This window comes from Mesorhizobium sp. WSM4312, assembly GCF_002294875.1.
GTDB lineage: Bacteria > Pseudomonadota > Alphaproteobacteria > Rhizobiales > Rhizobiaceae > Mesorhizobium.
On record NZ_NSFU01000016.1, the window covers coordinates 1 to 24,128 of the forward strand.

The window sequence follows — 24,128 nt, forward strand, 5'->3', positions numbered from 1 at the left end:
TGCAGATAGAATGCTGAGACCCGTCGAAATTGGCCACTCCATCTTGAATCAGTCTCAATGTCTGGGAGGCACTCTGAAGTGTGTAATGAACTAGGCCCGATTAAACCGCCAACGCCGCGATACGAAGTGGTTTTGCAGACCGGCTTGCGCGTTCCAATGCGGGACGGCGTTGAGCTCGCCACGGACCTGTATCGGCCTATTGGTTACACTGGGGAACTCGGGTCAATCCTTATCCGAACTCCATACGGTAAGACGCCCTATCGCTGTCCGGTTGAGCCTCGCCACAAAGTGGCAAGAATGTTTGCTGGACAAGGGTTCGCTGTACTTGTGCAGGAGCGTCGTGGCGTCTTCGATTCCGGCGGCGTATACGCTAGGGAACATATAGGGGACGACGGTTATGACACGCTGTCCTGGATTTCGCAGCAGCCATGGTCGAATGGACGCGTGGGCACATATGGGTGCTCGGCGCTTGGTATCGCGCAGGTTTTGCTGGCGCAGTTGTGCCATCCAGCCCACCGATGCGCAATTGCGCAGGGATCGGGCGGCGCGAACGGCTCTGCCGGAGGGCGATATCGCAACGGGGATCTCCGTCTCGGCGGTGCGGTGGAGGTTGCCGCGTTTGTCCCCTGGTTCCACCAAACCGCAGCGAAGGACCGGTCCCGAGTGCAACCGAAAAGCGATGAGGAGTATCAGCGGGCTTTCGCGTCGCTGCCGCTCGTCAACATGCTTAAGAGCCTTGGGGGACCGCCGACTGACTGGGAGGACTGGGTCTCGCGTGACCCAGGCGATCCCTGGGGGGATCGGAATGGGATGCTTAGCGAGGACTCGACCATCGACGTCCCAGCCCTGTTCGTGAACTCGTGGTACGACGTGGGGGCTGCCGACGCGCTTCACCAGCAGCGCGTTTTTAGTGCTCGCGGATTGAGCCCGGCGGCACGCGATCACCAACATATCATTCTGTCGCCAGCCACGCATTGTGGCACCGAGAGTCTCAAAGCCCCGACGGTTATCGGCGAGCGCGAGCTGGGCGACGCGCGCCTGGATTGCTGGCAGATCTACCTGGACTGGTTCGACTGCTGGCTGAACGACAAGCCCGACCGGATCGAGGGAATGCCCCGCGTCCAGTACTACGTGATGGGTCGCAACGAGTGGCGTGCCGCGTCAGAATGGCCCCCTCTTGGTGTGGAACTGCAGCACTGGTTCCTCCGCAGCGGCGGGAATGCCGCGACCCGTCTAGGCGACGGGACTCTTGATGTAGAGCCTCCGAGTGCCGACGAGCCGGCTGACACGTTTACCTACGACCCTGGGGATCCGGCGCCGTTCTTGGGGATGGACGGCGGGAAGTCAAGTGGAACTACTATAGGACCCCGCGATTACCAGGACGTCCAGCTTCGTCCAGACGTCCTCTGCTTCACTTCACCGCCCCTCACAGAGGGCATGGAGGTTACCGGATTTGTCCGGGCGGTCCTCTTCGTCTCTTCTTCGGCCCCGGACACGGACTTCGTGGCCAGACTGTTGGACGTACATCCCGATGGCCGTGCGATTGACGTGGTGGACGGGATACTGCGCGTCCGCTATCGCGAGGGCTTTGATCGGGCTGTTTTCATGGAACCGAGCGTTATATGCAAAATCGAGATTGATCTCGACGCCACAAGTAATTGGTTTCCGGCCGGCCATCAAATTCGCCTGGAAATCACTAGTTCGGCCTTCCCGCGGTTCGACCGCAACCTGAATACGGGAGGTAACAACTGGGACGAAACTGAATGGGTAGTGGCTCGGAACACGATTCATCACTGCGAGCAGTTCCCCTCCCACGTACTGCTTCCTGTGATGACAGCGATGGGGTCCCATGCCGGCAAGGCGAATTTGAACAGCTTGCCGCCTGGCTAGCCTACCTCCACTATTTCAAACAAACGGTGATAACAAGCTGCGATCGGTCGGGGAGCCCGTCGCTTCTCACATCAAGCAGCTTGCCCCATCGGCCCGCGTCAATCAGCATGGAATGGGGGTCCATGGATCGGCACATAATGGCGGTGAGACTCACAATTGATGTTTTGCACAGCGGCGTAGGCGCGCTGTCACATTGATTTAAGCAATAGGGAAATTGGGGTGGCAACGCGCCATCATTGAGTGCCGGACCTGCTAGAGAAGCACGGTTGAGTTTCTTTTCAAACAACTTAGCAACGGCACAGAGTTCATCGTTGTACTGTGAATGCGACGAACACACCACCGTGCAGATAGAATGCTGAGACCCGTCGAAATTGGCCACTCCATCTTGAATCAGTCTCAATGTCTGGGAGGCACTCTGAAGTGTGTAATGAACTAGGCCCGATTAAACCGCCAACGCCGCGATACGAAGTGGTTTTGCAGACCGGCTTGCGCGTTCCAATGCGGGACGGCGTTGAGCTCGCCACGGACCTGTATCGGCCTATTGGTTACACTGGGGAACTCGGGTCAATCCTTATCCGAACTCAATACGGTAAGACGCCCTATCGCTGTCCGGTTGAGCCTCGCCACAAAGTGGCAAGAATGTTTGCTGGACAAGGCTTCGCCGTACTTGTGCAGGAGCTTCGTGGAGTCTTCGATTCCGGCGGCGTATACCCTATGGAGAATGAAAGGGACGACGGTTATGACACGCTGTCCTGGATTTCGCAGCAGCCATGGTCGAATGGACGCGTGGGCACATATGGGTGCTCGGCGCTTGGTATCGCGCAGGTTTTGCTGGCGCAGTTGTGCCATCCAGCCCACCGATGCGCAATTGCGCAGGGATCGGGCGGCGCGAACGGCTCTGCCGGAGGGCGATATCGCAACGGGGATCTCCGTCTCGGCGGTGCGGTGGAGGTTGCCGCGTTTGTCCCCTGGTTCCACCAAACCGCAGCGAAGGACCGGTCCCGAGTGCAACCGAAAAGCGATGAGGAGTATCAGCGGGCTTTCGCGTCGCTGCCGCTCGTCAACATGCTTAAGAGCCTTGGGGGACCGCCGACTGACTGGGAGGACTGGGTCTCGCGTGACCCAGGCGATCCCTGGGGGGATCGGAATGGGATGCTTAGCGAGGACTCGACCATCGACGTCCCAGCCCTGTTCGTGAACTCGTGGTACGACGTGGGGGCTGCCGACGCGCTTCACCAGCAGCGCGTTTTTAGTGCTCGCGGATTGAGCCCGGCGGCACGCGATCACCAACATATCATTCTGTCGCCAGCCACGCATTGTGGCACCGAGAGTCTCAAAGCCCCGACGGTTATCGGCGAGCGCGAGCTGGGCGACGCGCGCCTGGATTGCTGGCAGATCTACCTGGACTGGTTCGACTGCTGGCTGAACGACAAGCCCGACCGGATCGAGGGAATGCCCCGCGTCCAGTACTACGTGATGGGTCGCAACGAGTGGCGTGCCGCGTCAGAATGGCCCCCTCTTGGTGTGGAACTGCAGCACTGGTTCCTCCGCAGCGGCGGGAATGCCGCGACCCGTCTAGGCGACGGGTCTCTTTATGTAGAGGCTCCGAGCGCCGACGAGCCGGCTGACACGTTTACCTACGACCCTGGGGATCCGGCGCCGTTCTTGGGGATGGACGGCGGGAAGTCAAGTGGAACTACTATAGGACCCCGCGATTACCAGGACGTCCAGCTTCGTCCAGACGTCCTCTGCTTCACTTCACCGCCCCTCACAGAGGGCATGGAGGTTACCGGATTTGTCCGGGCGGTCCTCTTCGTCTCTTCTTCGGCCCCGGACACGGACTTCGTGGCCAGACTGTTGGACGTACATCCCGATGGCCGTGCGATTGACGTGGTGGACGGGATACTGCGCGTCCGCTATCGCGAGGGCTTTGATCGGGCTGTTTTCATGGAACCGAGCGTTATATGCAAAATCGAGATTGATCTCGACGCCACAAGTAATTGGTTTCCGGCCGGCCATCAAATTCGCCTGGAAATCACTAGTTCGGCCTTCCCGCGGTTCGACCGCAACCTGAATACGGGAGGTAACAACTGGGACGAAACTGAATGGGTAGTGGCTCGGAACACGATTCATCACTGCGAGCAGTTCCCCTCCCACGTACTGCTTCCTGTGATGACAGCGATGGGGTCCCATGCCGGCAAGGCGAATTTGAACAGCATCGCTAGGTGTTTAGATTGTGGTATTCGGCTTTGCCCCCCGCCTTGAACGGGTTGTTTTGAAGTGCTGCGCTTCGAGATGATGACAAAACGTGGTCTGTGTGAACAGCCACAAGCATCAGGAAAGGAAGCGCAGCATGAAAAATTATGCCGGACTGGACGTCTCCGTGAAAGAGACCACCGTTTGCATCGTGAGAAGGGCGCCGAATTTGCCGAGAGATGAAGGTTGCTAGTCATCCGGACGATCTTGCTGACGCATTGAAGAACCCCGCATGGAATCTCGCCCGGATCAGGCTTGAAGCCGGCCCCTTATCCCAATGGTTGGTCTGGCGGCAGCCGGACTACGTGACCTGTATCGAGCCCCGTCATTCCAAGGCGTTCTCAAGGCACAGGTCAACAAGACCGACCGCAACCATGCTCGCGGCATCGCGCAGATATGCGGGTTAACCTGTTCCGGCCCGTGCATGTCAAGAGTAAGCGGTATTCTCGGGCCACGGCCTTGAGCTCGAGCTTGTTGATGTAGACCCAAGGCAGGAGATCGTCGATCTGGCTGTTGGGGTGGCCGTTGACGATCCTGGTGAGGACATCGGCGAGATAAGCCGAGCGGTTCGACACCATTGAGCTTGCAGGTTTCGATCAGCGAGGCGATGACTGCCCAGTGTTCGGCGCCGCCGTCAGAGCCTGCGAAGAGCGCGTTCTTGCGGTTGAGCGCGAAGACTGATTCATTATGCACCCCCTCTTCAAATGGCGGGAAACAGCGATTTCTGATTATCGTCGTTGATGATACGCGGAGATTTGCGCGCCAAATCGGCCTTGATCCGTTCATCTTCAAGGTCGCTGGCGCGGATCTGGTAGGGCGCGCCGCGCATGACCTGCTCGGCTGGTAATATGCCGTCCCTGACGAACCGGCGGATTTTGACGTGCGACACGCCAAGCTTCGCGGCCGCGTCCGACATGGTAAGCCACTCGCCGTTCTTGTCGGAAGACCGATAGCCGCTGATCTTGTGCACCGTGCGCAGGGATTGGACGCGTCGCGCCGTCCAGGTCTTTCCCTGACCCGTCTTCATGCCCATGCGGTTGAGTGTGGCGGCGATTTCGGCATCCGACCATCGCGTTGCCATGGATCGCATGACCGCCAGAGCCTCCTCAGGCGTACTCTGGCCATGCTCTCCGGATTTGGACTTGCGAACCCTTACCTGGGAATGCTGGCCCCCATGCCAATGGATGGTCAGGATCACATCGCGCGCGTCGTCATCGACGTCCGCCACAATGTCCTTGATGAGCGCGCGCAGCAGTTGCTGACGGAACCGCATATCGACACCCGGCGCATTCCAGGCGGCTTCGAGATCCTGGGCGAGGCCGGTGAAGTCAGGGATCGCGTCGACAGGCTCCATACGCTGGACTTCACTGAGCCGGGCCTCGCAGGTCTCCACGCGCCTGAGCCTAGCTTCCCAGTTCCTCTCGAGCTGGGCCGCTATAAGCCGGTTCTCCGGGTCGCAGGCGGCGTAGCGGCGCTCGGCGAGCGATGCCTCATAGCGTGCCTGCTGCAGGTCCATCTCGATCATCTGCCGCCGCCTGGCTTCGCTCTCCAGCTGCATCTGTTCAGCCTCCAACGCCGCCTCGATCGCCATCGGCGCAACCGCCTCCAAGGCTTCGCGGGCCACCGCCGCATCGGTGCGAAAGCCGTTGAACGACATGCATCGCGCCTGCGCCATCATGGTGTTCTCGCAACGATAGACCGGGTAACCTTGGCCACGTCCGGCATACGTGACAACCAGTCTTCGCCCGCATCGACCACAGGAGAGAAGACCCGGGAGCAACGCGCGACCGCCGCGGCCCGACTTGACGCCGCCGGCTTTGCCATAGGCGTTGGCGGCGAGAAGTTCCTGGTTCCGTTCGTACTCGCTCCATCCGATATAGCCTTCGTGATGCTCCTTGAGCACCACCGCCCAATCGCTGGCCGGCTTGTAATGACCATAGCTCTTGCGGACGCGGCCATCCACGATCTCGGTGCGCTTCTCGCTCTTACCATAGACATAAGCGCCGGCGTAGAACGGGTTCTTCAGGACGGAGATCACGTTGCGGTAGCGGACCGGAACCCAGGCGAAGGACACCATCTTCTTGCCGTCGGAGGGTCTGGGGAAATGCACGCCATCGTCGATCATCGAGATCAGGACCTGGCGGGCACTGCCGAGTTCGCGGAAACGCGCGAATATCAGGCGAATGGTCTCCTGCAGGCGTATATCGGGATCGAACCCGAGACCGTAATCCCGGTGCCAGACGTAGCCGAAGGGCACAGAGATGCGCAGTTCGCCGCGCTGTGCCTTGGCGCGGTCAGCTTCGTACATGCGAGCACGCAGCACCCCGAGTTCGAACTCGCTTATGCTCCCCTTCATGCCGAGCAGCAGGCGATCGTTCGGCAGTCCCGGATCGTAGACTCCGTCCAGATCGATCACCCGTGCATCGACTTCGCCGCACAACTCGAGCAGCCGATGCCAGTCCGGTCCGTTGCGAGACAGGCGGGACGCCTCCAGGCAAAGCACAGCGCCCACATGACCGGTGCACAGATCGTCGACCAGGCGTTCGAAACCGGGACGTTCCACAGCTCCACTTGCGGTGCGTCCCAAGTCCTCGTCGATCACCTCAACCTTGCGGAATCCCCAGCGCCGCGCGACGTCGACCAGCTCATATTGCCGACGCTGGCTCTCAAGATTGAGCTGCACTTGCGCCTGCGTGGACTGACGTACATAGACAACGGCCTTGCGCTTGAGGATGGTGGCCGGAATCAGATTACGGCTCGTCATCGCGGCTCTCCTCCGTCACGATACCGGCGGCGGCCATCAGCACATTGGCGAGCCGGGCGATCACGATCGTTCGTTGCGCTGCGCTCAGCCCGACTAGCTTGTGCGAGTCGAGCGCATGCTGAGCTGGCGAACGATCACGAGAGATCGTGTCGGTGGCGGCAAGGTTCTCATTTTGAGTCTCCCCGATGATGAAACCATCCGGAGAGCCTCGCCGGAAACGGCGCTGGATCAAGAGCTTGTTCAGTTCAAGCAGTGCAGCAAGCGACGCGCGCGGGGAGCCCAGATCCATTGCTGCGCACGGGACTTCGACCTCCTGCCCAACATGGGCAGAATGACCCCGAGATTGCGATCGGACGGATCGAGCGTTCGACGGTGTTGCTGTCGATCTCGATGCGGCCGTCGTCAAGGAAGTGCGAGAGGCCTTCCCAGCGTGAGAGCGTGTAGCGGATTGCCTCTGCGAGCTTGGTCTTCTGACTGATCAGGCCGAGCTTCTCACGCAGCCAGGGTTCGAGATCGGCGACGATGGCGCGGCTTTTGTCCTGACGCATCGCGCGGCGCTCGTTGGCCGATCGGCCACGGATGTCATCCTCGATCTTGTAGAGTTCGGCGATCCGTCTCAGCGCGTCACTGGCGATCGGCGCGGGACCGGCTGCTGCCAGTTCATAAAAGCGCCGACGGACATGCGCCCAGCAGAAGGCGAGCGTGACGCCGCTTTTGTCGGCCAGCACGCGATAGCCGCCATAGCCGTCGACCTGCAAGATTCCGGTGAAGCCTGCGAGATGAGCGATCGGACGCTCGGCCTTTCGGTCCGGCGCATAGACATAGGCGACGCCCGGCGGGTCGCTCCCCTCCCATCGTCGGTCATCGCGGGCATAGGCCCAGAGTTGACCTGTCTTAGTCTTGCCGCGGCCGGGATCGAGCACCGGCGCGGTCGTCTCGTCGGCGAAGAGTTTTGCCGAGGACTTCAGCTTGCCAAGCAGCCGCTCATGCACCGGACGCAGGTGCCAGGCGGCGCGGCCGACCCAGTCGGCGAGCGTAGAGCGATCGAGATTGATACCCTGCCGGGCGTAGATTTGCGCCTGACGATAGAGCGGAAGGTGATCGGCATATTTTGAGACCAGCACCTGGGCGACCGTTGCCTCGGTCGGAAGACCACCCTCGATCAGCCGGGCCGGCGCCGGAAGCCTGAACCACGACGTCCTCGCAGGCGCGGCAGGCATATTTGGGCCGGCGCACGACGATTACACGCAGCTGCGCCGGAACGATGTCGAGCCGCTCGCTCACGTCCTCGCCGATCCGATGCAAGCCATTGCGGCAGCATGGGCAGGCATGGTCCTCGATGTCGACGACCATCTCCACGCGCGGCAGATGGGGTGGCAGCGCGCCCCGGTTGGCCCGGCGCCTCGTGGCCTTTGCTTGCCGCTCGGCGGGAGCAGATTGCTCCTTCTCTTCCTCACCGGCGGCCTCGATCTGCTCCGCCTCTTCGAGCCCCAGCAGCAATTGATCCTCGGGGAGCGTCTCGGCACGCCGGCCGAAGCGGTGACGCTGCAATTCCTTGATGATCTGAATCAGACGGGCATTCTCGACGTCGTGCGCCAGGACCATCGCCTTCAGCGCGTCCGGATCGTCGGGAAGCTGGTCAGCCGTCATCGCCATGAACGGATCAGACCATATTCGCCGACAGCCCGCGACAGCGGAATCTAGGCTGATTCACTTCGTCGCGGGTCAGCCCGCCTGGGCTGGCACGCGGGTCCGGCGCGCCTCATGGACTCGCCGCCAGTCGAGACCTTCGAGTAGCGCCGAGAGCTGCGCGGCCGTCAGCCGCATCATGCCGTCATGCACTTTCGGCCAGCGGAACTCCCCATCCTCCAAACGCTTAGCAGGCAAACCCCGGTGCCATCCCAGAAGATCAGCTTGATCCGGTCAGTCCGCTTCGCCCGGAAGACGTAGACGGCCCCGCTGAACGGATCGGCCCCCATTGTCTCTCGCACCAGCGCCGCCAATCCCTCCGCACCCTTGCGGAAGTCGACGGGCTTCGTCGCCACCATGACCTTGACCGCACCCGTCGGCCCGATCACGACGTCGCCTTCAGCGCGCGGATCACTGCGGCCACCGTCTTGGTATCGGCGCCCCGGCCGACGCGCATCGCGATGCCGTCGATCTCAAGCTCGATCATGCCGGCATCTCGGGTGGCTTGCCGTTTCCGCTGCTTCGGTGAACGGCTGGCTGCAGGTTCCGCCGCCGCCACAACCGCCGGCACAAAGGCAGGAGAATCTTGCTGCACCGAAGCGGCCTGTTTGCGCGCTTCGCGGCGCCAGGCGAAGACCTGCTGCGGCCTGAGACCATAACGGCGGGCGACCTCGGAAATGATCGCATTCGGCTCCAGCGTCTCTGCGATGATCCGCGCCTTGTCATCCACCGACCAGTGACGCCGACCGCCGGCACCGTTGATCACCTCGAAACGCCGAAGCTGCCGCTCCGGGTCAAGCGTAAGGTCAAGTCCAGACACAAGCCGATCTCCGATCCCAATACAGGATCGGCAACCTCACAGATCGCGACCACTCCCGAAAGGTGGTCCGGAAACACCGCTCTGATGTCCGCTGTCAAGGTTTGGAACGCATGAGGTCGCCCGATCCGAGGAACGGCTGCTCATTCTGATGATCGCGCATGGGTGGGGAGGCGGAACTGAAGGACGTCGGTGATCAAGCTCTGATGCGCGGGTTGGCTACCGCATTCCCGATTGTGCGTCCGGGGCTGTTCCTATCTTACTGCGGGCGTCGGTCGATTTGCCGGCCACAAAGCGTCTGACGGGCATTCCCCTGCCGTGGTCCCGCCTCCGCCCATGCGCGATATGTGCGCCATCGCGGCGAGCGATCAGGTGACGCGCGCCTCCCTTGCGACTGCCCACATAAAGCCGACCAGTTCACGGGCGATCGCGGTGCAGACGACCGTTGTCCGTTTGCCCCGAGCGCTCAGCATGCGGTAGCGGGCTGTCAGGCGGGACTGCGCCTTCCAGGCGATCTCACGCACCTTCGGTGACGCCTGCTCCAACCGGTATAGCTTCGCCTTCCCGACCTTGGGCGGATGTCGATAGGTCCAGGCGCTCTCGACCAACATGTGGCGAACCCGACCGTTGCCTGCCTTTGTGATGCCGCCGCGCCGGACTGTCTCCCCGGTTGAGCGCTCGCCGGGGACCCGACCGAGATATCCCATGAGCTGGCGTGGGCTTTCGAACCGGCTGGCGTCGCCGACTTCGGTGACGAACGTCACGGCGACAATTAGGTCTACCCCACGCAATGTCTGAAGCGCCCACACGATCGGTGCCAGCGACCAGGCCGGGACGAACTCTTCGATCACACGCTCCAGCCGCTCGACCCGCTCTTTCGAGACGCGCACCGCCTCGACCATCTCCTGGAGTGCGATCTGATGCGCGGGATGATCGAACCTTGTTCCTGAAGCCAGCGTAGATAGCGCATCGTCCAGCTCTTCTTTCGCGGATAGCTACGGCCGTGCTTGAGCATGAATGCGCTCACCTGCTGGCGATGGACCCGCAGCGTCTCGACCGCGCCCGCCCGCGCGCGAACAAGATCCCGTATGGACTCGTGCCCTTCATCGGGAACCCACACCGCGGTCAGCTCGCCGGCGCGCAATAGTCGGGCAAGGGAAATGGCGTCTCGACGGTTCGTCTTCACCCGATCGCCGGGCTTCCTTGGTATCAATGATGGTGCAACCACGGTGCACTCGTGCCCGAGCGACCGGATCAGGCGATAAAGGCCGTACCCGGTCGGCCCAGCCTCATAGCAGAAATGCACGTAATCAAAGCGGCTGGCGATCCGGCCTATGACCCGCCGCATGCTGGTCGCCGACGCGTCGACCTCACCGAAGAACCGAACCTCTCCTTCCCGGCCTGCCTCCGCAATCGCAATAGCGTTCTTAAGCTTCGCAACATCGATTCCGACAAATGCTTCTCTATAATCCGCCACGGCTCGTCCTCCTGTGGTGAGGATCGGCTCGGCCCGTCCGAGCAACCCTCGGACGCGCAGTGTAGGGCGAGCCACCTCATCGGCAGAGGCGGACATACGGTCTTACTGTCAAGACGCTGACGACCCAGAATCGCCGGGCGCTGCTGACGGCCCTCAAGTCGCTTCAGGAAAAGGCCATCGCCATCGAGAACGACATCCGTGGCCTGTTTCGTAACTTCGGTCTCAAAGTTGGCATTGTCGACGGCCGGCAAATTCGCGGATCGCATCCGGGACCCTTCCGGTGACATTCCGGAACTCGAGACATCATGGAGACGTTGCTCACCGCCCGTCGGAAACTTTGCGAGCAGTTCACGGTGCTACACGAAAGACTGTTGTCGATCGTGAGGGGTGACACGGTTTGCAGGCGGTTGATGACCGTGCTGGGCGTCGGCCCTATCGTTGCACTGGGTTTCAACGCCACGGTCGATATTCCTGCCCCCTTCAGGAATTCGAAGGACGTGGGGCCGTATCTCGGTTTGACGCCGCGGTTACATCAATCAGGCTAGGATAATCGCGTCGGCAGGTCAGCCTAGGAAGCTTGAATGGGATTGACTTCAACACGCCGAATAGACAAGTCCAGGCATTTGGTGGAGCGGATTGAGAGTGAAGCGCTCGGGCTGGGAAGCCCATGCCTTGCAGATGAACTCGTAGGGTGAGACCTTTGAGGGCCTTCAGCCTGCGGCCGAAATTTGTAGGCCGCAACAAAGTCGGCAAGATGCCGACGCAGTTGGTCATGATCGTCGTAGTGGAAACGCTTGCCCGTCGCGTCCTTGATGGTGCGGTTCATTCGCTCGACCTAGCCGGTGGTCCAAGTATGCTTTGGCTTCGTGGTTCGAAGCACAGCGCGACGATGCGGCCCCCGAACGTGCTTGCGGGCTTCCTGGCGCCGCGACGAGCGCTTGCAGGCGCTGACGGTCGCTGGCCAAAACGGTGAAGGGGGATGCTATTGCGCATGCATCTAACTCGCACGCCAAACCGCAAAACGGAATCCCGAAATCGGACTCTTTTGATCCGATCAATCCACTATGAGACGCCGATTCCGAAATAGCGGGTGTGGGCGACATTGAGGATGCGATTGATCAAGCTTACGAAGCTGTGTCCGCCGGCCGTTGCAGCTGTGCCATAACTGGAGTGTATACCAAGGGCCGGCACCGAGTTCATCTCTAGGACAAACGGTTGGCCTGAGCGATCGATCCGGAAATCGACGCGGGCATAGTCCCGGCAGTGGCAGGCACGGAAGGTCGCAACCGAAATATCCCGTAACATCGTCTCAAGCCCGCTCTCGATTTTCGCCGGGCAAATCTTGGGCACCGCTGCGGCCGCCACGTACTTCGCATCCCAATTCATAACACGCGTTTCGCGGTCACCGAAGTCCTGCTCCACTAGAGGCAAAACTTCGGGCTCCCCGTTTCCGAGCAACGCAACGCAGATTTCCCGCCCCTCGATGTATTCCTCCACTAGCGCATCCTGAGCATGCTGCGTGACGATCACTTCGACGGCCTGCCGCAACTTAGAGTGTTCATGTATGATCTGCAATCCGAAGCTGCAGTCCTCCTCCCGCGGCTTCACTACCACTGGGAATCTCAGGTCGCCGGTGTTCTCGGTGCCGCGACGCATCACGCGAAAGTTCGGAGTCGGCACGCCCTGATCGCGGATGAGCATTTTGGTAATGACTTTGTCTCCCGTCAGCCCAATCCCGAAGGGGCTACATCCAGTGTATGGAACACCGGCCATCTCAAGCATGGCAGGAACATGAGTGTAACGCTTTTCGCCCTGAATTCCCTCCGCCAAGTTGAAGACCATTCCCGAGGGGCGACCTTGCGGATCAGGTGGCATGAACCGCTCGAGACTGGCGAGCAGTCCTTTATCGCCTTCACACACTACCGTCTCGTGGCCGCCCTCTTGAAGTGCCGCCACCACATCTTCCAACGTGCCGCTATGCGGCCAAGGCTGCGGCGGCTGCGGACAAGGCTGACCGAACCGGTTAATCACACCGTTGAAATCACTGTTCGTTACGATGGCTACTCGCATGAGCTATCTCCTTTGACGTTTGTCTGCTGTCACGAAACCAATGAAAACTGGATGGAGGCCAACCGCTATATCAACATTGACGACCTGCACGAGTACAAGAGGCTCGAAGCACCATGGCTGACCCTTTTCACAACCCCCTCCACAAACATAGGTCCACCACCCGGTTCCCTCTCCGGTTCCCGACCCTTTCCGCTGGCGGTGCTCTTTTTGCCCAAGTAGCTCGAAAGACGGCGAGTTGGGTTGCGGTACCATCAATAAAGCCTTATGCAGGGTTTATGCCAAAACAGATGATAACCGGCGGATGAGAGCGCTCCGACGCGAAATGATCGCTTCAAAAACCGTGCCAACCTCGCAAAATGCACGTCGGCCAGTGCTTTGAGTTTGATATCAAACTTACGGTCATATCAGGTACTAAACTGGCCCGCACAACCACTATGTCGCAGGCGCGACAAAATCCGACAGAGATCGTATCCCAGGGGACGAGCGGCGACCCATCCGCAGTCTTTTGACGCTCGCCGGTCCCTTACATCGAGCCCTGGCGTCCAGAATTGAAGTTGGGCGAAGGCGATCCGCATAATCGTATGCCCGGCCTGGCCGGCTTCAACGTGCGAGCGCTGCAGCAGTTTCAACAATGATGGCGAGTCGGCATAAATCTTCTTGAGAGGCTGGCGCTTAATCCCGGAACAAACGCGGCAATCAGCACTTCGCCTTGCTCATTTCGATGACGGCCATAGTGTTATTGCGCGCTTCAAAAGCTGGACAGCGATTCCGCTAATTCCCGGACAGCGTTTTCACAAAAGTCCGACAGTTCGTCGAGGTTGGTCCTCGGCAGCCTGGTTGCTGTAGGGCTGATTGATTTCGGTGTTCTCGGAGTCGGTCAAGAGGGCCGAGGCTTTTTTCTTCGGATGCTCTCGCCCTGAAGGGCGATGCGGTGTGCATTGTGCACGAGCGGTCGTGTATAGCGTCGGCGACCGTGCTGTCGTTAATAAGGTCGTGCCAGCTTGCCACGGGGACCTGGGCGGTGATCAGGGTGGATTTTCTCTGATAGCGCTCCTCGACGATTTTCGAAGAGGTGGAAGCGCTGCTGATCGGAGAGAGCATGGTTGCCGAAGTCGTCGTGGATGAGCCAAGTGGACACGGGTGAGCTTGTCGATGAGGCGGGGAAAGGAACCATCGATGCGTCGCTCTCGAACAGGATAACAGTGCGGCTTCGGAAAAGTCCGGACAGGCTTTCCGGTAATCTCAATGATGAGATCCGCGCCCGCCGTTCCAAAAAAAGGTTCGGCACGAAGCCCGCATTTTTTGCACTGGGCTTACGGCGTGCTGATCCACTGTTTCGTCATTACTATTCCCGAGCCTTGCAACCGAGCCGGAAGCGTCAGGCGAATGCAGGATTCCTGCGCTCGTAGAGCGTCCCAGCTTGGTCAGCACAACCTGACGATACGCGCCATCTTGGCGGCAAAGGCATTTGACGCAGCTGAATTGTCACGATCAGACGGCAGTTGGATCCTCATTGGATGGCCAGTGTTGCAAAAATCACAGGCTGGAGATCGGACTTGCGCCCTGGTGAATTTCCGCCACCGCATCGGGGTCGGTCTTCAACCCGGCAACTTCGACTTCCCAATTATAATAGAGACCGCGGCCGGGGCTTTGGCGGAGAGGGTCAGTCCTGGCGATGCCTCTCTCGAGCCGGCCTACATTGCAGCTGCCAGGCGGTTGGTTGAGCGCGGAGCCGTCGCGATAACCAGGGACTGCGGCTTCAGTATCTGGTGCCAGGCTGCACTGGCCACGTCTGTCAAACTTCCCGTGGCCATGTCGAGCCTGCTACTGGCGCCCACGCTCCTCCGGCAGCTTCCGGCCGGCGCAAAGCTCGCCGTCTGGCCGCAGACTCAAGACACTGCGGCGAAGAGCTGCTGGGCATGGATTCATCCGCAGGGGCAAGAGTAGCCATCGGCGGCATCGAAGGTAATACGCGGCCGGCTAGTGTTACCGAAATGGAGTCCCCGGGTTGCAGTCTGTGTCGCGACTTCGCGCCGCACATCCCAAGATTGACGCACTCCTATTTGAATGTACATTGTCCCCGATGGTGACGTCAGCAATCCGTCGTAGGACAGGACTGCCCATCTATGACGCCGCGCCCCTTTATCGAATGACATTCGCGTCCGTGGCTTGACCGCTTGGAGGCCGTCAGGTGCTTGAGCGCGGCAGTCTCAAGTTTTAAGGGGTGGCAGCGTGGAATCTGCTCCTCGCGAAAGAAGGAAGCCCCAGGCGACTTTCGATCGTATATGCCGCGGCTAGGACGGAGGTGTCGGAATAGCGCGCGCCGACCAGTTGTAGCCCGACGGGCAGCCCTTGATCATCCAGGCCCGATGGAATCGATGCTGCTGGTTGCTGGGTCAAGTTGAAAGGGTAGGTGAAGGGCGTCCAGTCCACCCACCCCTTGTAACTATCATCCGGCACATTTCGCCCGACGGGGAACGGCGCGATAGGCATCGTCGGTGTGACCAAGAGATCGTAATTTTCGTGGAACTTCGCCATCAGAGCGGAGAGCTCGAACCGCATCGCCTCAGCTTCCTGAAATTCGGTAAGGGTGATCTTCAGCCCGCGTTCGGCACCTTCCAGAAAGCCAGGATCTAGTAATTGTCTTTGCTGTTTGTTCATTCGTGACACAATACGGGCGGCGCCAGCGAACCAGAATGTAGAAAACACCTCCACCGGATCCGCAAATCCCGGATTGACTTCGGCCACCTCGGCCCCAAGAGCTCGAAGCTGGTCGATCGCATTATCGGTAACGTTTTGGATATCTCGCGCCACCTTGACATAGCCGAGGTTCCGACTGTAGCCGATCCGCAGGCCCCTGATGGTGGTCTTTGCTGGATCGGGGTCGAGACCTAGGTACGCCGGACCCGCATAGCCATCGCGAGCGTCCTTTCGTGCAATCACATTCATCATCAGGATCGCATCCGCAACGGTGCGGGTCACCGGCCCCAAATGAGACAGCGTTGTCATGGCGCTAGCTGGCCATTGCGGAACGATGCCGAAGGTTGGCTTGAAGCCGAAGGTCCCCGTGAAGCTCGCCGGTATCCGGATTGATCCCCCGCCGTCGCTACCCTGATGAAGAAAGCCAAGGTTGAGCGCAGCCGCAACTGCCGCCCCTCCCGACGACCCGCCTGGTGTCAGGTCAGGATTCCAGGGATTGCGGGTGATCCCGTAGACCGGGCTGTCTGTTACCCCTTTCCAGCCAAATTCTGGAGTGGTTGTCTTGCCCAGGATAACGCCACCGGTCTCACGGATACGGGCTGGAACAGGGGCGTCTTCAGTCCAGGGTCCCTCGGTGCTGCCGGACAATGAGCCACGTCTTGTCGGCCAGCCTCGTGTCAAGGTGAGGTCTTTGATGGTGGCCGGAATGCCATCTAGTACTCCGGCTGGTTCCCCCTTCATCCATCGACCCTCCGAGGCCCGGGCAGCAGACCTGGCCCCTTCGTGGTCGACGAGGCAAAATGCGTTCAGCGCCGGGTTGTTGGCGTCGATGCGGCTGAGACAGTCATCGACGACTTCAACAGGCGAGAGCTGCCGCCTTCGGTAGAGTTCCAGGCATTCGCACGCCGACAGACCCTCAAGAGATGTTGGCACGGATGAACGAGTTTTCATTTTACGAGGTCCGCTACATTCAAGCCTGGCATAAGACGGCAGTTATTCATTCGTTCTGCGGCCCTTGTCAGACCGATCATCAAGACGTCGGACGGGATCCCAACGTGTTCTCTACGAGCTTGATCCAGTACGATGTTCCATAAGGAATCGCCTCGTCGTTGAAATTGTAGGCAGGGTGATGCAGGCCGGCGCTGTCACCGTTCCCGCACCAGACGAAAGCACCCGGCCGCGCCTGCGCCAGGAAGGAGAAATCTTCCCCCCCCATTACCGGTGGCGTCTCGAGCACATTGTTTTCACCGGCCACGCCCTTGGCCGCGCTTCTCGCAAGGTCGGTCTGCTGGACCTCATTGAAGAGAATTGCGTCGAAGCTCTGAAATTTAATATCTATCTTCGCGCCGGTTATCTGGGCGATGCCGGCGACCACTTCGCCCACCCGCTCCTTCACGAACTTGCGCACCTCCGGCTTTAGCGTCCGCATGGTGCCCACCAACTCCGCTGTTTGCGGAACGACGGGGACTAGTCTCTGCCCGGACTGGAACTGGTGGAACGAAATTCCTGCCGAGTCGACAGGGTCAATGTTCTGAGCCAGGATATGCTGCAGGGCCGTCACAAGCTGAGCGCCGACCAGAATCGGATCGATGCATTCATGAGGCCTTCCAGGGTGCCCCCCTCGCCCTTCAATGCTAATTTCTATGCTATCAGTTGCCGCCATCACTGGACCTTGCCGGATTCCGAAGACACCTACCGGCAAGCCCGGACGATTGTGCATTCCGTAGATGTGCTCGATGCCGAACCGCTCCATCAAACCGTCATCTAGCATGGCAACGGCGCCGGTACCGATCTCCTCGGCAGGTTGGAAGATCATGACCGCCGTTCCAGCGAAATTCCGAGTATCGGCAAGATAGCGCGCGGCACCCAACAGCATCGCGGTGTGGCCGTCATGCCCACACGCATGCATCAAGCCCTTGTTCTTGGACGCATAGGGCAGATCGGTCGCTTCGTTGATCGGCAGCGCATCCATGTCAGCGCGCAATCCGATAACCTTTGGGTTACCGTCGCTCACGACGCCGTTGCCCTTGATGACGCCAACGACGCCGGTTTTGCCGATGCCGGTCGCGACGGCGTCGCAGCCGAATTCGCGCAGGCGCTCGGCGACAAATGCCGAAGTACGGGGGATGTCGAAGCCCAGTTCGGGATGTGCATGGATGTCCCGGCGCCAAGCCACTATCTCGGGGAGAAACTCTGCGACGCTATTGAGAATTGCCACGGGGACTTTCCTTTCTTGCCGGTTGCAGGCGAATTTCACGCTTTGTCCTTGCGAGAGCCGGGAGACCCGTTTCCGCGCTGCCGGGAGCACAGCATCCTCTGTGCGACGTAGGCACCCCAGCTATTCCGCCGACTGAAGCCGCTCCAATTAGCCGGGGACCGACAATCCTGAATTCCGCTCCGCCCAGAATGTAGCAAGTGCCAAAGAGCTTGGTTGCGCGAAGGGCGCCTTGGTCCCGCAGAATATCATCGTTTTTTGGTCATTGGCGCATAACACCTGCAGGCTGAGAGGAGGTGCCCTGGTATATATGCGGGACCATTCAAAATAGGACAGCCGACATTCAGAAGTGCGGGACAACTGCGACCCGCGGAAGGCGCGTGGTGGTTGCCTGGGCGGGCTCTTTTGAAGGCTACTCTTCAGCAATTGGCAGAGCAAACGACGCCTTGATCCGATCCATTACAACGATTGTCTTGAACCCCTTTACTTCAAGATGTTCGTAAAAAAAACGACGGGTAAACGCCTCGTACTCGGCCATGTCCTGAGCAGAGACCGTAATAATAAAATCCGCTTCACCCGTAACGTAGTAAGCGTTCATGATCTCAGGCGTCCGCCGAATTGCCTGCTTGAAACGATCGATGATATCGGCGCGATCGCGCTCGAGAGTGATGGATACCAGCAGGAGCAGGGGCCGACCGACGGCTTCCGGTGAAACTATGGCAACGTCCGCTTCGATGACGCCAGCGTCTCGAAGTCGCTTTAATCTCCGCTGACAAGCGGTAGCCGATAGTCCGGCAAGTTCGCCCAATTCCTCTGTCGTAAGGCGATTGTTGCGCTGCACGACGTTGAGAATCTTCCGGTCAATTCGATCCAGATCCATTCACAATCTCTGCTCATGATGATATCGGCCAATGCCAAGGCCGCCAGTCCGTACGTCCAAAATGTAGCAAGTGCCAAACGCCCTCTCGGCGCTAAAGTCGGTCCAAGTCGCAGAAAATCGGCGTTTCTTTCGCCATCTGCGCACAATACCGGCATAGTATAACTATCTGAGGGGTGCCGCTGAATCGATGGGCGTTGCTGGTGAGCAGTTGCGGGCCAGCGCAAGAACGGCAGATTCGATCGGGTGGGGGCGATCCCCGGTCGAAAAGATCCTACCGATCTCGTTGCTCAGGCGCAGAAAACATGAGTTGCAGCACGCTCGCATCAGTTCGAGGCAAGCGTGTTAGGGAGCGACATCACCAAGGGTGTCGGCGTTGCAGCATAAATCGGAGACCATGAGAGTCAGGCTATGAACCGGCCCCGGCTTTCGGATGCCTTACGGCCCTCGCGCGTCGGCCGCGAGTGAACTATGATCCGCATGGGTGTGGGGCTGGAGGAGAAGGTCGTCGGCTCAGTCAGGCTAACGTCGCTCCAAGCACTGGTAAGAAGCCCTATCCGCGGTCTGAGAATTACCCAAATTGATCTCTCGTGAGGCAGTTGTTGCAGCTGCATTCCGTCGAGACGCTTCAGTGATCCGCGAGAATGGCTCGCGATCTCTGCGTGAATCGCGGTTTGGCGCAGGAATGCGGCGTGGGAGACCGAATGTTAGACCAAAGTCGGCACGAGCACCGTGTAAAATGGGCAGGTCAGCGCAGACCAGTCTGGCGGCATTCTTACCCTTGCCGGAACGATCGCCTGAACAAGGTAGCTCAACCGCCGTCCGCACTCCCAGGAGAGAAAGCCATATGCTTCCCTTGGACATCCTCCGAAAGGAGTTTCCAGCCACAGCAAACGCCATCTACATGGATGTCGCGAACCAGGGCCTCATATCAAGCACAACATTGGCTTCAATCGAGCCTCATTTGAACAATCGGCTGCATGGCCTAAACGACGAAGAAAGAATGCTCGAACACGTCGAGCGTACTCGCGCTAGGTTCGCACAATTTATCAATTCAGATCACGATGAAATTGCAATTACCAAGAATGCATCGGAAGGCATCAACATCATCGCTAATGCGATCGATTGGAGAGATGGAGACAACGTCGTTCTATGCCCAAAATTGGAACACGCAAATAATATCTTGCCATGGATTCAGATCAGAGACCGCTACAATGTCGAGTTGCGAGTCGTAGAGCCGGATAACGGCTCAATTCCCCCTGATGCATTCGTAAAGGCGATTGATTCTCATACCCGCGTTGTTGCCTTGGCGACGGTGACGATGGTTCCGGGGTTTCGGACCGTCATGGAGCAGATATCCGAAGCCTGTAGGCACTACGGTGCATTTCTTTTGGCGGACGCGACGCAATCTGTTGGGATACTCCACACCGACGTCAATCGACTTGGCGTAGACGGTGTAGCAGTGTCCACTGTGAAGGGTTTGATGGGTCTTTATGGATCGGGTTTTTTATATTGCCGTAAAGAATGGGCCGATCGGCTGAGCCCGGCCTATCTTGCGCGCTTCAGCGTAGATTTCGGAAACGCGCCAGAATCAGCTCCGGTACCTAGTTTTGTAAAGTTGCGCTCTGGCGCGCCCCGCTTTGATATCGGGCATTACAACTTCCCTGGCATGTTGGCTGCATATGCATCAATGGGCCAGCTACTTGATATCGGAACCGAGGCGATCGACCAGAGCGTTACCTCACTCGCAAAACGTATGGCCACTGGTCTCTTAGATATCGGGCTTCCGGTCTGCGGCGGGCCACCAGGCGCTCACACTGGAAGTATCGTAGCCGTTGGCGATTCCAGCGATCTTGTTGAAGGGCGCCCAGTCGACGCCCGCATTCGGTCGCTTCACGAGCATTTCACGAAGAACGGGGTAATCGTCTCAATACGCAGAGGCATGCTCCGGTTTTCCCTGCATCTTTACAACACCGCCGATGAAGTCGATCGCGTAATCAATCTGGCCAAGAGCTGGTCGAAGTAAGAGCGACACGGCTAGTTCATGCACACAGGAGAGTACATGTCGACCCAGAGCGCCGAGACTATCGGACTTCTCCAAGATCTTATAAAGATCGAGAGCATCAATCCATCGCTGTCGCCAAAAGGTAGTGGAGAGCAAGGTGTAGCCAAGTTCCTCGAGGGTTTTTGCAAGGAGCGGAAGCTGGCTTACGGGATACAGGAGGTGGCCGATGGTCGCTCGAATTTCCTGACCTGGGTACCTGGGAAAGAACCCGATAGGCGTATTCTATTCATTGCTCATATGGATACCGTTCCTATCGATAGGTGGGAATCAGATCCATTCTCGGGTGAGCAACGGGACGGGCGAATATATGGGCGAGGTAGCTGCGACACAAAAGGCTCACTTGCAGCTATGTTGATTGCGCTTAGCTCACTTGGTGAACGGCAGCCCCGGGCCACGGTTGTTGTGGCAGCCAGCATTGACGAAGAGTACCGCAAACTTGGCGCCCGCGCTATAGCCGATTCCGGTGTCGCTTATGAGGGTGCGGTAGTCGGTGAACCCACCGAATTAGAGCTCGTTGTAGCTCACATGGGTTCTGTCCGCTGGCAAATCGAGGTTCAGGGTGTACCGGCTCATACGTCGAAGCCTCATCTCGGAGTGAACGCGATCACGGGCATGGCCAAGGTGGTATTGGCACTTGATGAGCACCATCGATCCCTTGTGTCTCGGGCGCAGCACCCATTGGTAGGGTCATCACAGCTGACCGTGAGCCTCATCGAAGGAGGTTTGGAACTTACCACTGTACCGCCGGTATGCCGTATCTGGGTCGATCGGCGTCTCATACCCGGGGAGCGGCCGCAGGACGCGTTGGCGGAGGTAGAAAGCATACTGGAAGGCCTTCGCCAGGGCGAAGACAAGATCAATGTTCGGTCATTGCTTCCCGCATTGGAAGACCCGCCTCCAATCAGTTCCGGGTCGAGCAAAATTGCAGCAGTCGCAGGAGCGGCTTGTGCCCACGTCGCGGGGACCGGAGAGCAGAAGGGAGCCACCGGCGGCTCGGATGCAAATCAGCTGTCATTGGCTGGGATCCCGTGTGTGATTATCGGACCCGGGCGTACTGCCCAAGCCCATACGAACAACGAGTTCGTTGAAATCGATCAACTGACCAAGGCTGCTGATTTGTACCAGAGAATCATGCTCACATATTAGGAGTGGCCGGCCTGATGGGGGTGCTCAAACCCCGTCCATTGGGCCGCGGACGCCCCGGATGCTGCATGAGCGTGGCGGCCGCAACGTCCCGATCTTCGCTGGTCTCGTCGGCGCTTCCCACGTAGATCTTGCCGCCCGTGCTTGAAATTCTGTTGCGACAGGCAGAGTGCGTCTTCACCATAGGGAGGGCATGATCTTCCACCGGAGACGCAGAGCCACCGAAAATTTGGCGCTCATATGCGGATAACGTACGGCAAGTGCCTAGGAAATGCAGATTTTCCGCGACAAGAAGAAATCCTCGGGGAAAACAGCCTCTTGTGACGTGATACGAAGAGAAAGTATGCGGACAGGACGAATGCCTGATCCGTTCGAGGAATGCCTGTTTTGAAGGACTCGACGAGATGAAATATGAGAAGCCATTTCCGCCCGAGGAGTTTCGGCGTCGTGTTCATGACGTGAAGCAGCGGATGGAGCGAGCGGGGCTGGACTTGCTGATCTGCCAGGATCCCGCGAATATGTATTGGCTTACCGGCTTTGACGGCTATTCGTTCTACGTGCCTCAGGTGGTCTTAGTGCATCTCCAGTCGGACATGCCCCTCTGGTTCGGACGTTTCGTCGATGTAAATTCCGCTTATATAACGACGGATCTGCCTAGAGAAAATATAAGCTCATTTTCCGATCATAGACTTCAACATCCAGAATTACATCCATTTGACGATCTTTGCGAGCTTATCAATTCGCGCGGCTGGGGATCTGATCGAATCGGTGTCGAGCTTAACGCCCACTTCTATACTGCCCGAGCACATCAACATCTCGTCAAAGGCCTTCCGAATGCAAAATTCTCTGATAGCCGCGAATTAGTCAATTGGGCACGGCTTATAAAATCTGACCTTGAACTAGTCTACATGAGAGAAGCGGGCCACCTTGCAACGCATACGATGCAGACGGCAATCGCTAACCTAAGGCCTGGAGTGCCGCAACATGAGGTCGTCGCGGAGGTGTACCGGGCCCAGACACGAGGGGTGGACGGTAAATATGGCGACTCTAGCGGTCCTCCTCTTATCCAGACTAGCGAACAAACGAACGCTCCGCACCTCAGTTGGACCGAGGAGCCCTTGCCGACCTCTGGCCTGGTTCTCATGGAGTTCGGCGCCACCCGACGCCGCTACTGTGCGCCGCTGTGCCGCACCGTCCACATCGGAAAGCCACCCGCAGAGGTCTCGCGTCTTGCTGAGGTTATAGTGGAAGGCGGGGATGCTGTGCTCGAGATGGCAAAGCCTGGTACCGTCGTTGAGGAGCTTAATGCGGTGTGGCAAGATATCCTCAAGCGGAACGGGTATATCAAGATAGGCCGCTCCGGCTATTCAATCGGACTCAACTTCCCGCCGGAATGGGGCGAACGCACGGTTAGTATTCGCGCGGGCGACAAGACCATCCTACAACCAGGAATGTGCTTCCATTTTCAGTCGGGGGTTAGGCTCGAAGGGTTCGGCGCCGCCATCTCTGAATCATTTATTGTAACCGAAAGGGGCGGTGAGCGATTGGCAGATGTTGATCGCCGCTTGATCGTCGTGGACTAGGTGATTTGGATGTGACCCAAATCGTTTTGCGATCTCACTGGGTCCGTTCGAAGCCGGTTGAAATTTGTTTCTGCGGCGAGCGGATGAACGGATCTAGCTTAAGGACGGCGCTGTCTGAGAGGTGCGGCATGCCCAACCTCTGGGACAGGAGAATCTCGCCTAGCACATGAGTTCTCTGCATCAGCGGAGATTAAGATCCGTAGGCCGAAATGAGCCACCTGTGACGCGAGCGCGGCGTGAACGTTGCCCCATTCTACAAATGCGCGGATGACGCAAGAGGACTTAGCTTTTGAGGAGCATTGAGGACGAGTTTACGCGCGCCTGAAGCGGGCTCTTGCCAACCCTGCGCGCCGGTGGGAACGCGAGTATGGTCCGCCCCGTCCGTGCAACACGTCGCGACATCAGCACACGTTGTTCCCGATAGATGGCTCGGCAGCGAAGCTCGCCTTTTGCCCGGGGCTCGCTTCATCCTTTTCTGCTGTTTCGTGCGACTTCACCACTTCACCAAGTGAATGTCTGGGTTATCGCGGGGACCTCAATTTCGGGACCCCAAGACCTCCTTCCGAATGAAGTCGTCCGCGA

General features: G+C 58.9%; 15 protein-coding genes and 6 pseudogenes. 8 read left to right on the forward strand and 13 right to left on the reverse strand.

Translation table 11 applies throughout. The annotated features are described in order from the left end of the window. Positions 1–156: 156 nt before the first annotated feature. The 3 genes and pseudogenes from CK228_RS25375 to CK228_RS35955 all read left to right on the forward strand — a co-directional run. Positions 157–1,890: a CocE/NonD family hydrolase gene (locus CK228_RS25375; protein WP_244514363.1), complete on the forward strand. Its 1,734-nt coding sequence runs from the start codon at positions 157–159 to the stop codon at positions 1,888–1,890. Positions 1,891–2,388: 498 nt separating this feature from the next. After that, on the forward strand, positions 2,389–4,155 hold the full coding sequence (locus CK228_RS25380; protein WP_245438113.1) for a CocE/NonD family hydrolase: 1,767 nt from the start codon (positions 2,389–2,391) through the stop codon (positions 4,153–4,155). 88 nt (positions 4,156–4,243) lie between these two features. Further along, a pseudogene (locus CK228_RS35955) lies at positions 4,244–4,581 on the forward strand (IS110 family transposase); the annotation flags it as partial. Positions 4,582–4,625: 44 nt separating this feature from the next. Here CK228_RS35955 and CK228_RS25390 read toward each other — a convergent pair. The 7 genes and pseudogenes from CK228_RS25390 to CK228_RS25420 form a co-directional block, all read right to left on the reverse strand. After that, positions 4,626–4,818 (reverse strand): annotated as a pseudogene (locus CK228_RS25390) (transposase domain-containing protein); the annotation flags it as partial. A gap of 28 nt (positions 4,819–4,846) precedes the next feature. Next, positions 4,847–6,910, reverse strand: coding sequence for a recombinase family protein (locus tag CK228_RS25395; protein ID WP_063169338.1), 2,064 nt, complete (start codon positions 6,908–6,910; stop codon positions 4,847–4,849). Then, positions 6,897–7,199 carry a hypothetical protein gene (locus CK228_RS35435; protein WP_063169337.1) on the reverse strand — a complete coding sequence of 101 codons (303 nt, stop codon included), beginning with the start codon at positions 7,197–7,199 and terminating at the stop codon, positions 6,897–6,899. Before CK228_RS35435 ends, CK228_RS25395 begins: the two co-directional genes overlap by 14 nt. 49 nt (positions 7,200–7,248) lie before the next feature. Then, positions 7,249–8,566, reverse strand: a pseudogene (locus CK228_RS25405) (IS66 family transposase); the annotation flags it as partial. Between the two features lie 69 nt (positions 8,567–8,635). Then, a pseudogene (tnpB, locus tag CK228_RS25410) lies at positions 8,636–8,988 on the reverse strand (IS66 family insertion sequence element accessory protein TnpB). Then, a complete protein-coding gene (locus CK228_RS25415) occupies positions 8,985–9,365 on the reverse strand; it encodes a transposase (RefSeq protein ID WP_199489649.1) in 381 nt (126 codons plus the stop codon). Before CK228_RS25415 ends, tnpB begins: the two are co-directional and overlap by 4 nt. Before the next feature lie 419 nt (positions 9,366–9,784). After that, a pseudogene (locus tag CK228_RS25420) lies at positions 9,785–10,989 on the reverse strand (IS110 family transposase). 209 nt (positions 10,990–11,198) lie between these two features. Here CK228_RS25420 and CK228_RS35960 point away from each other — a divergent pair. Beyond that, the gene (locus CK228_RS35960) at positions 11,199–11,438 is read left to right on the forward strand and encodes an IS110 family transposase (RefSeq protein WP_063169335.1); all 240 of its coding nucleotides are present in this window, start codon (positions 11,199–11,201) and stop codon (positions 11,436–11,438) included. A 48-nt stretch (positions 11,439–11,486) separates the two neighbouring features. Here the strand turns inward: CK228_RS35960 and CK228_RS25430 are convergent. The 3 genes and pseudogenes from CK228_RS25430 to CK228_RS25440 form a co-directional block, all read right to left on the reverse strand. Continuing rightward, a pseudogene (locus CK228_RS25430) lies at positions 11,487–11,767 on the reverse strand (integrase core domain-containing protein); the annotation flags it as partial. Positions 11,768–11,955: 188 nt separating this feature from the next. Beyond that, positions 11,956–12,963: an ATP-grasp domain-containing protein gene (locus CK228_RS25435; RefSeq protein WP_063169333.1), complete on the reverse strand. Its 1,008-nt coding sequence runs from the start codon at positions 12,961–12,963 to the stop codon at positions 11,956–11,958. A 771-nt stretch (positions 12,964–13,734) separates the two neighbouring features. Beyond that, positions 13,735–14,064 carry an ATP-binding protein gene (locus CK228_RS25440; RefSeq protein WP_272482847.1) on the reverse strand — a complete coding sequence of 110 codons (330 nt, stop codon included), beginning with the start codon at positions 14,062–14,064 and terminating at the stop codon, positions 13,735–13,737. Between the two features lie 2 nt (positions 14,065–14,066). Here CK228_RS25440 and CK228_RS36365 point away from each other — a divergent pair, with 2 nt between their 5' ends. After that, a complete protein-coding gene (locus CK228_RS36365) occupies positions 14,067–14,372 on the forward strand; it encodes a hypothetical protein (protein ID WP_164548505.1) in 306 nt (101 codons plus the stop codon). Positions 14,373–15,180: 808 nt separating this feature from the next. Here the strand turns inward: CK228_RS36365 and CK228_RS25450 are convergent. From CK228_RS25450 to CK228_RS25460, 3 genes are all read right to left on the reverse strand, one after another. After that, entirely contained in the window at positions 15,181–16,614 is a 1,434-nt protein-coding gene (locus CK228_RS25450) for an amidase (protein WP_063169332.1), read from the reverse strand. Positions 16,615–16,693: 79 nt separating this feature from the next. Continuing rightward, the gene (locus CK228_RS25455; RefSeq protein ID WP_063169331.1) at positions 16,694–17,881 is read right to left on the reverse strand and encodes a M20 aminoacylase family protein; all 1,188 of its coding nucleotides are present in this window, start codon (positions 17,879–17,881) and stop codon (positions 16,694–16,696) included. Positions 17,882–18,290: 409 nt separating this feature from the next. Continuing rightward, entirely contained in the window at positions 18,291–18,758 is a 468-nt protein-coding gene (locus CK228_RS25460; RefSeq protein ID WP_063169330.1) for an Lrp/AsnC family transcriptional regulator, read from the reverse strand. 844 nt (positions 18,759–19,602) lie between these two features. Between CK228_RS25460 and CK228_RS25465 the strand changes: the two genes are divergently transcribed. The 3 genes from CK228_RS25465 (at position 19,603) to CK228_RS25475 (ending at position 23,546) form a co-directional block, all read left to right on the forward strand. Then, entirely contained in the window at positions 19,603–20,781 is a 1,179-nt protein-coding gene (locus CK228_RS25465) for an aminotransferase class V-fold PLP-dependent enzyme (RefSeq protein WP_063169329.1), read from the forward strand. A 36-nt stretch (positions 20,782–20,817) separates the two neighbouring features. Further along, positions 20,818–21,966 (forward strand): M20 family metallopeptidase, encoded by a 1,149-nt coding sequence (locus CK228_RS25470; RefSeq protein WP_063169328.1) that lies wholly within the window; start codon positions 20,818–20,820, stop codon positions 21,964–21,966. 401 nt (positions 21,967–22,367) lie between these two features. Then, positions 22,368–23,546: a Xaa-Pro peptidase family protein gene (locus CK228_RS25475; RefSeq protein WP_063169327.1), complete on the forward strand. Its 1,179-nt coding sequence runs from the start codon at positions 22,368–22,370 to the stop codon at positions 23,544–23,546. Positions 23,547–24,128 lie beyond the last annotated feature (582 nt).